This window comes from Burkholderia contaminans (genome assembly GCF_029633825.1).
Classification (GTDB): Bacteria; Pseudomonadota; Gammaproteobacteria; order Burkholderiales; family Burkholderiaceae; genus Burkholderia; species Burkholderia contaminans.
Genome location: NZ_CP090640.1, coordinates 2,365,173 through 2,377,850, shown reverse-complemented (window position 1 = coordinate 2,377,850; position 12,678 = coordinate 2,365,173). Strand labels below are relative to the sequence as shown.

Here is a 12,678-nt window from a genome sequence, read left to right as displayed (position 1 = left end):
GCGCCGGCCGGGCCGGGCGAACAGGATCACCAAGGATAGCAAATGGGCCGCCGTCGCGGACCTCGTCCGGATAGCCAGGTTTTACGGATCGCGAAATACGATAGACTCGTCGCCAGTCAAGATGCCGCCCCCGGGCGTCTTCGTCTGCCATTCAGCCCATCGATGCGCTATTCGGTCGAAATCAGAAAGTTTTTCTACAGCCAGTACTTTTTCGGCGGCCTGCGGATCGCGGTCGGCGTTTCGCTGCCGGCCGTGCTGTGCCTGATCGTGTTTCACAACCGGGAGCTCGGCTTCACGATCTCGACGGGCGCGCTCGGTGCCTGCGTCGTCGACATGCCGGGCCCGCTCAAGTACAAGCACAACGAAATGCTCGCGTGCAGCGTGATCGGTTTTCTGGCAGCGCTCGCCACCGGCCTCGCGACGCCGAACATCTTCGTGCTGTGGCTCACCATCGTGCCGCTCACCTTCGTGCTGTCGCTGATCGTCGTCTACGGCAACCGCTGGCCGCAGATCAGCTTCGCGACGCTGTTCATGATGGTGATGACGCTCGAGGAGAAGTTTACGCCGCTGCAGGCGTTCATCAACGCCGGCTGGATCCTCGCGGGCGGCCTCTGGTACACGTACTGGGCCACGCTCGTGTCGCAATGGCAGGCGCGCCGGATCGAGCAGCAGGCGCTTGCCGAGAGCCTGTTCGCGTGCGCCGACTACCTGCTCGCGCGCGCGCAGTTCTACGATCTCGATGCCGATCTCGACGAGTGCTACCGCAATCTCGTCGCCAAGCAGATCACCGCGGTCGAAACGCAGGAAACCGCGCGCGACATCGTGCTGCGCAACCTGCCGAAGCTGCGGCGCGGCAAGCTCGACCCCGGCCGCACGACGATGTACAACCTGTTCATCAACAGCGTCGACCTGCACGAGCTGTTCGTCGGCGCCCATACCGACTACCCGCTGGTGCGCAATACGTTCGGCGGCTCCGATCTGATCATTTTCTACCGCGACCTGATCCGCAAGGCGGCCGCCGATCTCGAGGAGATCGGCCTCGCGGTGCTCGAGAACCGCGCACCGCATTCGCGGATCAGCGTGAAGGCCGAGCTGCGCGCGATCGAGTACGAGATCGAGCTGATGCGCAAGAAGAACTTCCCGGCCACCAACGCGGAAGCGTACGCGGCCGTGCTGGCCACGTTCCGGCGCATCTGGAGCGCGACGCGCCTGATCGACCGGATGCGCCGCAACCTGTCGGGCCACGCCGATCCGCAGCAAACCGAACTGAAGATCGACAAGGCGCTCACGCGCTTCCTGCAGCGCCGCCGGATGTCGCCGCTCCTGATCTTCTCGAACCTGAACATGCGCTCGCCGAGCTTCCGCCACGCGCTGCGCGTGACGATCGCGGTGGCGGTCGGGTTCTGGCTCGGCCGGCTGCTGCCGCTCACGAACGCGTACTGGATCGTGATGACCACCATCATCATCCTGAAGCCCGGCTACTCGCTCACCAAGCAGCGCAACGCGGCGCGTATCGTCGGGACGCTGATCGGCTGCGCGGCGAGCGTCGCGCTGATCTACACGGTCAAGGATACGCACCTGCTGATCGCGATCATGTTCGGGTCGATGGTGATGAGCTACAGCCTGCTGCTGTTCAACTACGCGGCGAGCGTCGTGTTCACGTCGTCGTACGTGCTGCTGATGTTCCACCTGCTCGCGCCGGGCAGCATGCGGATCATCGGCGAGCGCGCGATCGACACGGTGGTCGGCTGCATGATCGCGATCGCCGCGAGCCGGCTGTTCCCGTACTGGGAATACCGGCTGATGGGCAAGCAGGTCGCCGACATGCTCACCGCCACCCGCAAGTATTTCGAGGCGGTGTGGCGCGCCGGGCGCGGCATGTCGCCGCCGCCGGTGCCGGCCGCCGACGGCGCGGCCGTCGTGCCGGTCGTCGCCGCGGCCATCGAAACCCCGGCCACGGCCCTCGACGACGACTACCGCTACCGCCTCGCGCGCAAGGACGTACACATCGCGTTCGCGAATCTCGGGCAAGCGTTCCAGCGGATGATGATCGAGCCGAAGGCGCACCAGCGCTTCGTGCCCGAACTGAACGACCTGCTCGTGCAGACGCACGTGCTCGGCGCGCAGATCACGGCCGCCGCGCCGCTGATCCGTGCGGCCTGCGCGGCCGACGGCAGCATCCTCCACGACGACGCGCTGCATCGCGGCCTCGCCGCTGTGCTCGACAATCTCGAGAAGGCCGAAGCAGGCGAGCCGCCGCCCGCCGACCAGCTCGACGCGTCGAAGCAGATCACGCGCGACCTCGACGCGATGGTCGTGTCCGCGGAGAAATCCGATGCGGTGGGTGCCGAGCTCACGCACGACCTGAAGGTACTCGCGCACCAGTGCAAGCAGATGCTGGCTTCGTCGCTGCTGATCCGCAAGGATGCGAGCGTGATCCGCCTGCCCGCCTGAGCGCGGCTCTACCCCGCCGGTGGCCGGCCCGCGCGTGCCGCGGATCGGCCCCGGCGCTCCCCGATTCAACGATCCCCGAAGCATGACCTGCCCGTTCCATGCGGCCTGCGCCCTCGAAGCGCGACCGCCCAGCCCCCTGTTGTGCCCGTCGCGCCAGTCAGGGAATACCCGATTCCGGTCACCCGGCCCGGCTTGTTATCATTCGTTCACATTTAAGTTGTATAGACAACTTGAGTCAATCGGATCGGCCCCGCTCGCGCGGTCCGTCGCATAACGATATCGGAGACACGATGAAAAACTTGCAGCGCCACCTGAGCGCGCGGCACATACGCTTCCTCGCGCTGGGGTCGGCGATCGGCACGGGCCTGTTCTACGGTTCGGCGTCCGCGATCCAGCTCGCGGGCCCGGCCGTGATCCTGGCGTACATCCTGGGCGGCGCGGCCGTCTACATGGTGATGCGCGCGCTCGGCGAGATGGCCGTGCGCGACCCCGTCGCAGGCTCGTTCGGCCACTATGCGACCGAGAACCTCGGCCCGTTCGCCGGATTCGTCACCGGCTGGACCTACACGCTCGAAATGGTGATCGTCGCGATCGCCGACATCACCGCGTTCGGCATCTACATGGGTTTCTGGTTTCCGGATGTCCCGCAATGGATCTGGGTGCTCGGCGTGGTCGCGATCATCTGCGGGCTGAACCTGTGCCACGTGAAGGTGTTCGGCGAGCTCGAGTTCTGGCTGTCGATCATCAAGGTCGGCGCGATCATTGCGATGATCGGCGGCGGCGTCGCGATCCTGCTGACCGGCATGCACTTCGGCCACTCGGCCGACGTGCCGACGTTCGCGAACCTGTGGAACCATGGCGGCTTCCTGCCGAACGGCGTCGGCGGGCTGATCGCATCGCTGTCGGTCGTGATCTTCGCGTACGGCGGGATCGAGGTGATCGGCATGAGCGCCGGCGAGGCGAAGGATCCGGAGCGCGTGATTCCGCGCGCGATCAATGCGGTGCCCGCGCGCATCCTGCTGTTCTACGTGCTGACGATGGTCGTGCTGATGTCGATCAGCCCGTGGACGGGTGTCGGCAACGACGGCAGCCCGTTCGTGCAGATCTTCTCGGCGCTCGGCGTGAAGTCGGCGGCAACGATCCTCAACCTGGTCGTGATCAGCGCGGCGATCTCCGCGATCAACAGCGACATCTTCGGCGCGGGCCGGATGATGTTCGGGATGGCGCGCCAAGGCCAGGCGCCGGCCGTGCTGATGACGACGTCGCGGCACGGTGTGCCGTGGGTCACGGTGCTCGTGATGGCGGTCGCGCTGCTCGTCGGCGTGCTGCTCAACTACCTGATGCCGAAGGACGTGTTCCTGATGGTCGCGGCGATCGCGACGTTCGCCACCGTGTGGGTGTGGCTGATGATCCTGCTGTCGCAGGTCGCGATGCGCCGCCGGCTGTCGAGCGCCGAAGTCGCGGCGCTGAAGTTCAAGGTGCCGTTGTGGCCGGTCGCGCCGGCGCTGACGATCGCGTTCATGGGCTTCGTGATCGTGATGCTCGGCTGGTTCGAGGACACGCGCGTCGCGCTGTATGTCGGCGCGGCCTGGCTCGCGCTGCTCGCGGCCGTGTTCTACGCACGGATCCGCCCGAAGTTCGCGCCTGCGTCACGTTGACGCACGACTGACTGCATACGCGGCGCGCCGGTTCCGGCGCCCGCTTCTCTCCCGGCTCAGCGCGGCATCCAGCGCGCCAACCGCCGGGAATTCATCCCCTTCGCATGCCCGCTGCGTGCGCGGCCCGCCGGGCCGCGCATCGGCACGTCAGTGCGACGCCGCGCTCGCGGCCTCGGCCGGATGGGCCTCGTCGTACGCGTGCTTCTGCGAAATCGCGTTGTACAGGATCGTCCCGATCACGAGCAGCACGGCCACGACGATCAGGATGCTCACGTTGCGGACAGGGTTCTTCTTGCGCTGATCGTTCATGGTCGGGGCGACTCCGTCAAATTCATCGAAGCGGGCATTCTACGCGCTTGCGCGCCCGCTGCGACGCGCCTTTGCCGGTCCCCATCCTTCGTCGCCTCCCGCCCGCCGCAAGCTTTCATTTGATAATCATTCCCATTTCGATCTAGAATCACGAGTCTTTCATTTTGTAATGTTCCGGGTCGCTCGGGCGGCAGGCGTGCCCCGGAACGCTCCCATCGTCCACCTGCCCCTTCCGGAGTCTTCATGTCGAATCCGCGCACCCGCCTGCTGCCGCTTGCCGGCGCCCTCGCCCTTGCCGCCGCCGCATTCGCGCCGCTGGCCCACGCGGCCGAGGAAGTGAGCCTGTACACCACCCGCGAACCGAAGCTGATCCAGCCGCTCATCGACGCGTTCACGAAGCAGAGCGGCGTCAAGGTCAACACGGTGTTCGTGAAGGACGGCCTGCTCGAGCGCGTGAAGGCGGAAGGCGCGCAGTCGCCGGCCGACGTGCTGATGACGGTCGACGTCGGCAACCTGCTCGATCTCGTCGACGGCGGGCTCACGCAGCCGGTGCGCTCGAAGGCGCTCGACGACGCGATTCCCGTGAACCTGCGCGGCGCGAACGGCGACTGGTACGCGCTGTCGCTGCGCGACCGCGTGCTGTACGTCGAGAAGGACCTGAAGGTCGATGCGTTCCGCTACGAGGATCTCGCCGATCCGAAATGGAAGGGCAAGGTCTGCATCCGCTCGGGCCAGCACCCGTACAACACGGCGCTCGTCGCGGCGATGATCGCGCACGATGGCGAAGCGGCAACCGAGAAGTGGCTGCGCGGCGTGAAGGCGAACCTCGCGCGCAAGGCGACGGGCGGCGACCGCGACGTCGCGCGCGACATCCTCGGCGGCATCTGCGACGTCGGCCTCGCGAACGCGTACTACGTCGGTCACATGAAGAACGCGGAGGCCGGCAGCGACGCGCGCAAATGGGGCGACGCGATCAAGGTCGTGCGGCCGACGTTCGCGAACGCGAAGAGCGGCGGCACGCACGTGAACATCAGCGGCGCGACGGTCGCGAAGCACGCGCCGCACAAGGCCAACGCGGTGAAACTGCTCGAATACCTCGTGTCGCCGGAAGCGCAGGCGCTGTATGCGCAGGCGAACTACGAATACCCGGTGCGCGCGAACGTGAAGCTCGACCCGGTGATCGCCAGCTTCGGCATGCTGACGATCGACCCGCTGCCGCTGGCGGACATCGCGAAGCATCGCAAGCAGGCGAGCCAGCTGGTCGACAAGGTCGGTTTTGACAACTGACGCGACCCTCGCCGGCGCGCGCCGGCCGCGCGTGCTGCCGCGCGCGGGCAGTCTGTGGCTGCTCGCGGCGCTGGCGATCGCCGCGGCGGTCGCGGCGCCGCTCGCGGTGCTCGTGGCCGCCGCGTTCGACGCCGATCTCGCGCACTGGCGCCATCTCGCCGAATTCGTGCTGCCGCAGGCGCTCGTCAATACGCTGCTGCTGCTCGCGGGCGTCGGCGCGATCGTGTCGATCGTCGGCACGGGCTGCGCGTGGCTCGTCACCGCGTACGACTTTCCCGGGCGCCGGATGCTGACGTGGGCGCTGCTGCTGCCGCTCGCGGTCCCCACCTATATCGTCGCGTTCGCCTATCTCGACCTGCTGCACCCGATCGGCCCCGTGCAGGGCGCGGTCCGCTGGCTGCTCGGCTTCGACAGCCCGCGCCAGTTCCGCCTGCCCGACCTGCGCTCGCTGCCCGGCGCGATCTTCGTGCTCGGCTTCGTGCTGTATCCGTATGTTTACCTGAGCACGCGCGCGATGTTCGTCACGCAGTCCGCAAGCCTGCTCGAAGCCGCCCGCACGCTCGGCGCGGGACGCGTCGCCACGTTCTGGCGCGTCGTCGTGCCGCTCGCGCGGCCCGCGATCGCGGTGGGCATGAGCCTCGCGCTGCTCGAAACGCTGAACGATATCGGCGCGTCGGAATTCCTCGGCGTGCAAACGCTGACCGTGTCCGTCTACACGACGTGGATCACGCGCTCCGATCTCGCGGGCGCCGCGCAAATCGCACTCGCGATGCTCGCGATCGTCGTCGGCATGATCGTGCTCGAACGCTACGGGCGGCGGCGCCAGCGCTACGCGCATGGCCGGCGCATGCGGCCGATCGCGCCGCGCCGACTGACGGGCACGGCCGCATTCGGCGCCGCCGTGCTCGGCTGGCTGCCCGTGCTGCTCGGCTTCGGCGCACCGGCCGCGTACCTCGCGGTCGAGACGGCCAAGCGGCTGCATCTGGTCGGCGGCGTATCCGCACAACTGATGACGGGGCTCGCGAACACGCTGACGATCGCCACCGCCGCCACCCTCGCGACGCTCGCGTGCGGACTCGTCGTCGCATGGGCCGCGCGCGCGCAACGCGACAGCGCTCGCGCGGGGCCGGCCCGCGTATGCGCGAGAATCGCGAGCCTCGGCTATGCGGTGCCCGGCACCGTGCTCGCGATCGGCCTGCTGATCCCGTTCGCGGCGGCCGACCGGCTGTTCGGCGCGGCGCTCGGCCGCGACGGGCTGCTGCTGATGGGTTCGACCGCCGCGCTCGTGATCGCCTATACCGTGCGCTTTCTCGCGATCCCGGCCGGCAGCATCGAGGCCGGCCTCGCGCGCATTCCGCCGTCGCTGGAACAGGCGGCCCGCTCGCTCGGCGAAACGGCCGGCGGCACGCTGCGCCGCGTGCACCTGCCGCTGCTGCGGCCCGCGCTCACGACGAGCGCGCTGCTGGTGTTCGTCGACGCGATGAAGGAATTGCCGGCGACGCTGTTGCTGCGCCCGCTGAACTTCGACACGCTCGCGACCTGGCTGTATGCGGAAGCCGCGCGCGGCACCTACGAGGAAGGCGCGGTCGCCGCGCTCGCGATCGTGCTGGCCGGGCTCGTGCCCGTGATCCTGCTCGCCCGCACCCGCCACAAGATCGGAGCCTGACACCGTGAACCTGCTCGAACTCGATGACCTCTGCCTCGCCTACGACACGCCGCACGGCCGCCGCACCGTGGTCGACGGGCTGAGCCTCGCGCTGCCGCGCGGCGACATCGGCTGCCTGCTCGGCGCATCCGGCTGCGGCAAGACCACCGTGCTGCGCGCGATCGCCGGCTTCGAGCCGGTGCGGATGGGGCGCATCGTGCTGGACGGCGTGCCCGTCGCGGCGCCGTCGCTCGACGTGCCGCCCGAGCGGCGGCGCATCGGCATGATGTTCCAGGACTACGCGCTGTTCCCGCACCTGAGCGCGGCGGACAACGTCGCGTTCGGCCTGCGGCGCATGCCGAAGGCCGAACGGCGCCTGCGTGTCGCGGAGATGCTCGAACTCGTCGGCCTCGCCGATTCCGGCGGCGCGTATCCGCACGAGCTGTCGGGCGGCCAGCAGCAGCGCGTCGCACTCGCGCGTGCGCTCGCGCCGTCGCCGGAGCTACTGCTGCTCGACGAGCCGTTCTCGAATCTCGACGTCGATACCCGCGAGCGGCTCGCGTTCGAGCTGCGCGACATCCTGAAACGCACGGGCCACACCGCGATCCTCGTCACGCACAACCAGGCCGAAGCGTTCGCGATCGCCGACCGGATCGGCGTGATGAAGGACGGCCAGCTCGCGCAATGGGATACGCCGTACGCGCTGCATCACCATCCGGCCAGCCCGTTCGTCGCGGATTTCGTGCGCCGCGACGCGCTGGCCGACGAACGCGCACGCGCACTGGCGCGCGGCCGCTGAACTCGCGGGCGCGATGCGCGCGCCCGTGTCGTTTCATCGCCGCGTTTCGTTGCTGCGTTTCATCGCGCGTCAGGCCGGCTCGGCAAGGTCGCGCACGGGCAGCGCGGTCGAATACTTGATCTGCTCCATTGCGAACGACGAACTGACGTCGAACAGCGGCACCGCACGAATCAACTGTTTGTAGACGCGGTCGTAATCGTCGATGCCGGCCACCACGACGCGCAGCAGGTAATCGGTCTCGCCGCTCATCCGGTAGACCTCGACCACTTCCGGCATGTCGCGCACGGCCTGCGTGAAACGCTGCGCCCATTCCTCCGTGTGCTGGTTGGTGCGGATCGCGACGAACACGGTCGTGCCGACCCCGAGCTTGCGCGGATCGCACAGCGCAACCTGCGCGCGAATCGCGCCGGTTTCCTTGAGCCGCTGCACGCGCTTCCAGCACGGCGTCTGCGACAGGTTCACGCGCTGCGCCAGTTCCGCGATCGGCAGCGTGGCATCCGCCTGCAACAGCTCCAGCAGCTTGCGATCGATGGCGTCCATTTCTCCAGTCCCTCGTAGATAGAAATTTATTCTATTCATCCTGCACAACGGGGAACAATATGGAAACGGCTTTGCCGCGTCGACCGGTATAAATACCGATCCGGTACGCGCGCGGAGCGAGCGAATGCTCCGCCACGCCGCATGCGCCAAATGAAACAGGCGATCCCGCCCGTGAAGGTGGAATCGCCTGGCGTTACTGCACGGTGCGGCCAGCCGGGCGCTCACGCGCCACTGGCCAGCGTCAGCGCACCGCTCAATACGCGACCGTCGCGATCTCGCGCACGAAGCCGTCTTGCTCGAGCGCGTCGACGAACGCGATCGCGTAGTCTTCCGCCGAGATCTTGCTGTTGCCTTGTGCGTCCACGATCAGCTTGCCGACGCCCGTGCGGAACGTACCCGTGCGCTCGCCCGGGGCGATCAGCGCGGCCGGCGCGAAAAACGTCCAGTCGAGATCGCCAACCGTCTTCAGGTAGTCGAACGCGTCGCGGTGCGCGAGCGCGACCGCCTTGTATGCTTCCGGGAAACCTTCGCTGTCGACGAGCTGCTTGCCCGGCGCAACTTCGAGCGAACCGGCGCCGCCCACCACGACGAGCCGCTTCAGCCCCGCCTGGCGCGTGCCGGCGACCAGCGCCTTCGCAGCTGCGACGACCTTCGCCGCATCGTCCTGCTTCGGACCGTACGCGCTCGCGACGACATCATGGCCCGGCAGTGCGGCCGCAATGCTGGCCGCGTCGAACAGGTCGGCCGCCTTCGCGGTAATGCCGTCGGCGGCTGCACCCGGATTGCGCGACAGTGCCGTCACGCGATGGCCGCGTCGTGCAGCTTCCGCGGCGATGCGCGAGCCGATCGTGCCGGTGGCGCCGAACAGCGCGATATTCAAGGTACGTTGCGTCATATCGATTCTCCAGTAAGAAAAATATGTAACGTAGTTAATTACATATAAGACCGAAAAAAACGGGGCAAAGCCCCCGTCACGCCGGTCGCCGCGCCTCTCGCGCCGTCCGGCTTCCTGCCCTGCCGCCTTTCACCCGCCGGCGCGTGCCGCCTGCTGCGTGCGCTGCTCCAGATCCAGCACGTCGGCCGTGACGTCGGCCAGCGTGCGCGTAGCCAGCGATGCTTCCATCGCCCGCTGTGCGTCGCCGATGTAGCCGATCAGCGCGCCCTGGATGTGCCGCCCGACGAGACACGCGGGATTCGGCGCCTCACGGTGCAGCGCGAACAGTTGCGCATCGTCGACCGCGCGATACACGTCGAGCAGCGTGATCGCGCCAGGCTCACGCGCCAGCAGCGCACCGCCGCCCGCGCCCAGTTGCGACGTGGTCAGCCCTGCGGCCGCCAGCATCGACAGCAAGCGGCGGATCAGCGCCGGATTCGTGTTCACGCTGCCCGCGATGATGTCGGACGACAGCGGCACGCCTTCCTGCATCGACAGCAAGGCAAGCACGTGGACGGCAAACGCGAACCGGCTGCTGGTATTCATTCCTGACTCACTTGACGACGCCGGCCCATCCCGCAGCCGGCGACATATGTAACTATCATAATTACATTTAACGGATCTTGCAAGCCCGTGTCACTCGCCGCTCGCGGGCTTCGCGCCCGGCGCGTTCTGCTGGCTCCACTGCTGGAGCTTCTTGCCGGCTTCGGCGATCTTCGCGCCGGCTTCGGAAGCCGCATGCGCGACGACCGCGGAGGCGGCCGCGTCGATCTGTGCCTGCGCGGCGGATGCGAGACCGCTCGCGGACAGCGGCGGCACGGCCGACGCCGCGGACGCGATGCCGGCCTTCGCGGCGTTGAGCTGCTGGTTGACGGTGCTCGCCACCTGGTCGATTGCCTTGGCCGCATTGTTCGCGGCATCGGCGGCCGCGCTCGCGGCCGTATCGGGTTGGGTGGCCGGCGCACCGGACTTCTCGCAGCCCGCGAGCAACAGCAGCGCACCGGCGGCCACGGCCGCCAGTACGGACCCGGGCACGCGACGCGCCCGCGAAGTCTTCATGTTCATCAGCAATCTCCGGCCGCGCGCCGCGCGGCCTCGTGGTTGGACCGATGTCGATGATACCGCCTGCGGCACTGGGCCAATCGCGCGCCGTGATTAAAAATGGCTTTCAATTTCGGACTCGTCTGATTTAATCGCACACGCGAGAACATTAAAGTGGGCACGCTTCAATCCGCTTTGGACGTGCCCCTTTTTCTCATGGATTTCCTCGTCGACTGGTTCATCGCCCTGGCCGCCGTGCTCGCCGCCACCCTGTTCCTGTGCCTGCGCCCGCCGTCGGCGCGCCGCCCGGCCGAATCCGGGCGCCCGCGCCGCGTCGCGTGCGCGCGCCTGCTCACGCAGGCCGTGATCGGCTTCTGGACGGCCGCGCTGATCGTCGCGGAAGGCATCCTCGGCTCCACCGCCGACGGCCAGTCGCTGGCGGGCTTCGCGGCACTCGCGTTTGCCGCGCTCGGGCTGACGACCGTCGCCGCCTACTGGTCGGCGTGCGCGCTGCGGCTGCGCCGGCCGCCGCTGCTGTTCCCGCGCCACTGACGCGCCGCAACGGTGCGCGGCAATGCCCCACCGCGCACCAGTTCTGCACGCGTCGCACCACACGCGTGCACCCGGCATCCCGTCACGTCCGCACCGGCCGCGCCCCCTTCCCGTGCACGATTCACCGGATTGCCGCACCACACCGTGCTGAAGCACCAACTCCACGCAGTCGTTCACCAAGTTGGCTCGATACTTGCGTTCCTTGCCCGTTTTTTGCGCAAGGAAGCCACGGCATGGTTGGTCTGAAATCCGGCATCGACACACTGTTCCTGTTGATCGGCGCCGTCATGGTGCTCGCGATGCACGCGGGCTTTGCATTTCTCGAACTTGGCACGGTCCGCAAGAAGAACCAGGTCAACGCGCTCGTGAAGATCCTGGTCGACTTCTCGGTGTCGACGCTCGCGTATTTCTTCATCGGCTACACGATCGCGTACGGCGTCGAGTTCTTCGACGACATCGGCACGCTGTCGCAGCACAGCGGCTACGCGCTCGTGCGCTTCTTCTTCCTGCTGACCTTCGCGGCGGCGATTCCCGCGATCGTGTCCGGCGGCATCGCCGAGCGTGCGAAGTTCAATCCGCAGCTCGTCGCGACGCTGATCATCGTCGGCTTCATCTATCCGTTCTTCGAAGGGATCGCCTGGAACGAGCGCTTCGGCGTGCAGGCCTGGCTCACGCACGCGTTCGGTGCGCCGTTCCATGATTTCGCGGGCTCCGTCGTCGTGCACGCGTTCGGCGGCTGGGTCGCGCTGCCCGCCGTGCTGCTGCTCGGCGCGCGCCATGGCCGCTATGCGAAGGACGGCCGGATCGCCGCGCACCCGCCGTCGAACATCCCGTTCCTCGCGCTCGGCGCGTGGGTGCTCGCGGTAGGCTGGTTCGGCTTCAACGTGATGAGCGCGCAGACGCTCGACAAGATCAGCGGCCTCGTCGCCGTGAACTCGCTGATGGCGATGGTCGGCGGCACGCTCGCCGCGTGGATGGCCGGCCGCAACGACCCGGGCTTCACGTACAACGGGCCGCTCGCGGGCCTCGTCGCCGTGTGCGCCGGCTCCGACGTGATGCACCCGATCGGCGCGCTCGTCACGGGCGCCGCGGCCGGCGCGCTGTTCGTCGCGATGTTCACCTGCGTGCAGAACAAGTGGCGCATCGACGACGTGCTCGGCGTGTGGCCGCTGCACGGCATGTGCGGCGCGCTCGGCGGCCTCGCGGCCGGCGTGTTCGGCCTGCCCGCGCTCGGCGGCCTCGGCGGCGTGTCGTTCCTGTCGCAGCTCGTCGGCACGCTCGGCGGCATCGCGATCGCGACCGCGGGCGGCACGCTCGTCTACGGCGCGCTGAAAGCGACCGTCGGGCTGCGCCTCGACCGCGAAGCCGAGTTCGACGGCGCGGACCTGTCGATCCACCGCATCTCGGCAACGCCCGAACGCGATTGAGCACCTGACGAACGCCCGACGCATCATTACGT

The 12,678-nt window shown here is 67.9% G+C and carries 12 protein-coding genes; 7 read left to right on the top strand and 5 right to left on the bottom strand.

The genetic code is table 11. From position 1 onward, the window contains the following. The first annotated feature begins 162 nt into the window (after window positions 1-162). On the top strand, window positions 163-2,454 hold the full coding sequence (locus tag LXE91_RS11095; RefSeq protein ID WP_039352276.1) for an FUSC family protein: 2,292 nt from the start codon (window positions 163-165) through the stop codon (window positions 2,452-2,454). Window positions 2,455-2,744: 290 nt separating this feature from the next. Beyond that, window positions 2,745-4,112, top strand: a complete 1,368-nt coding sequence (locus tag LXE91_RS11090) for an amino acid permease (RefSeq protein WP_039352275.1) — start codon at window positions 2,745-2,747, stop codon at window positions 4,110-4,112. A 147-nt stretch (window positions 4,113-4,259) separates the two neighbouring features. Here the strand turns inward: LXE91_RS11090 and LXE91_RS11085 are convergent, their stop codons facing one another. After that, on the bottom strand, window positions 4,260-4,421 hold the full coding sequence (locus tag LXE91_RS11085) for a hypothetical protein (protein ID WP_006476417.1): 162 nt from the start codon (window positions 4,419-4,421) through the stop codon (window positions 4,260-4,262). A gap of 243 nt (window positions 4,422-4,664) precedes the next feature. Between LXE91_RS11085 and LXE91_RS11080 the strand changes: the two genes are divergently transcribed. From LXE91_RS11080 to LXE91_RS11070, 3 genes are read left to right on the top strand one after another with little or no spacing between them, the layout of a single operon-like run. Then, on the top strand, window positions 4,665-5,708 hold the full coding sequence (locus LXE91_RS11080; RefSeq protein ID WP_039352274.1) for a Fe(3+) ABC transporter substrate-binding protein: 1,044 nt from the start codon (window positions 4,665-4,667) through the stop codon (window positions 5,706-5,708). Next, window positions 5,698-7,374 carry an ABC transporter permease gene (locus LXE91_RS11075; RefSeq protein WP_046196278.1) on the top strand — a complete coding sequence of 559 codons (1,677 nt, stop codon included), beginning with the start codon at window positions 5,698-5,700 and terminating at the stop codon, window positions 7,372-7,374. The genes LXE91_RS11080 and LXE91_RS11075 overlap by 11 nt, the downstream gene beginning before the upstream one ends. A 4-nt stretch (window positions 7,375-7,378) precedes the next feature. After that, window positions 7,379-8,152 carry an ABC transporter ATP-binding protein gene (locus LXE91_RS11070; protein WP_039357677.1) on the top strand — a complete coding sequence of 258 codons (774 nt, stop codon included), beginning with the start codon at window positions 7,379-7,381 and terminating at the stop codon, window positions 8,150-8,152. Between the two features lie 69 nt (window positions 8,153-8,221). On the opposite strand, the gene LXE91_RS11065 is transcribed toward LXE91_RS11070, so the two are convergent. The 4 genes from LXE91_RS11065 to LXE91_RS11050 all read right to left on the bottom strand — a co-directional run bounded on the left by LXE91_RS11065 (window position 8,222) and on the right by LXE91_RS11050 (window position 10,691). Continuing rightward, window positions 8,222-8,692 (bottom strand): Lrp/AsnC family transcriptional regulator, encoded by a 471-nt coding sequence (locus tag LXE91_RS11065; RefSeq protein WP_011351482.1) that lies wholly within the window; start codon window positions 8,690-8,692, stop codon window positions 8,222-8,224. A gap of 253 nt (window positions 8,693-8,945) precedes the next feature. Beyond that, entirely contained in the window at window positions 8,946-9,587 is a 642-nt protein-coding gene (locus LXE91_RS11060) for an NAD(P)-dependent oxidoreductase (RefSeq protein ID WP_039357674.1), read from the bottom strand. Between the two features lie 129 nt (window positions 9,588-9,716). Continuing rightward, window positions 9,717-10,172: an Rrf2 family transcriptional regulator gene (locus LXE91_RS11055; RefSeq protein ID WP_039357672.1), complete on the bottom strand. Its 456-nt coding sequence runs from the start codon at window positions 10,170-10,172 to the stop codon at window positions 9,717-9,719. Between the two features lie 90 nt (window positions 10,173-10,262). Next, window positions 10,263-10,691, bottom strand: a complete 429-nt coding sequence (locus tag LXE91_RS11050; RefSeq protein WP_039357669.1) for a BCAL1086 family glycoprotein — start codon at window positions 10,689-10,691, stop codon at window positions 10,263-10,265. Between the two features lie 192 nt (window positions 10,692-10,883). On the opposite strand from LXE91_RS11050, the gene LXE91_RS11045 reads away from it, so the two are divergent. Together LXE91_RS11045 and LXE91_RS11040 are read left to right on the top strand one after the other, a co-directional pair. After that, window positions 10,884-11,219 (top strand): hypothetical protein, encoded by a 336-nt coding sequence (locus tag LXE91_RS11045; RefSeq protein ID WP_278068129.1) that lies wholly within the window; start codon window positions 10,884-10,886, stop codon window positions 11,217-11,219. Window positions 11,220-11,452: 233 nt separating this feature from the next. Next, window positions 11,453-12,646, top strand: coding sequence for an ammonium transporter (locus LXE91_RS11040; RefSeq protein ID WP_039357663.1), 1,194 nt, complete (start codon window positions 11,453-11,455; stop codon window positions 12,644-12,646). Window positions 12,647-12,678 lie beyond the last annotated feature (32 nt).

What these genes read in the sequence shown, in the direction of transcription:
- LXE91_RS11085 (WP_006476417.1), bottom strand. Translation starts at nt 4,421, where the DNA reads ATGAACGATCAGCGCAAGAAGAACCCTGTCCGCAACGTGAGCATCCTG.
- LXE91_RS11060 (WP_039357674.1), bottom strand. Translation starts at nt 9,587, where the DNA reads ATGACGCAACGTACCTTGAATATCGCGCTGTTCGGCGCCACCGGCACG.
- LXE91_RS11045 (WP_278068129.1), top strand. Translation starts at nt 10,884, where the DNA reads ATGGATTTCCTCGTCGACTGGTTCATCGCCCTGGCCGCCGTGCTCGCC.
- LXE91_RS11065 (WP_011351482.1), bottom strand. Translation starts at nt 8,692, where the DNA reads ATGGACGCCATCGATCGCAAGCTGCTGGAGCTGTTGCAGGCGGATGCC.
- LXE91_RS11050 (WP_039357669.1), bottom strand. Translation starts at nt 10,691, where the DNA reads ATGAACATGAAGACTTCGCGGGCGCGTCGCGTGCCCGGGTCCGTACTG.
- LXE91_RS11055 (WP_039357672.1), bottom strand. Translation starts at nt 10,172, where the DNA reads ATGAATACCAGCAGCCGGTTCGCGTTTGCCGTCCACGTGCTTGCCTTG.
- LXE91_RS11040 (WP_039357663.1), top strand. Translation starts at nt 11,453, where the DNA reads ATGGTTGGTCTGAAATCCGGCATCGACACACTGTTCCTGTTGATCGGC.
- LXE91_RS11080 (WP_039352274.1), top strand. Translation starts at nt 4,665, where the DNA reads ATGTCGAATCCGCGCACCCGCCTGCTGCCGCTTGCCGGCGCCCTCGCC.
- LXE91_RS11095 (WP_039352276.1), top strand. Translation starts at nt 163, where the DNA reads ATGCGCTATTCGGTCGAAATCAGAAAGTTTTTCTACAGCCAGTACTTT.
- LXE91_RS11090 (WP_039352275.1), top strand. Translation starts at nt 2,745, where the DNA reads ATGAAAAACTTGCAGCGCCACCTGAGCGCGCGGCACATACGCTTCCTC.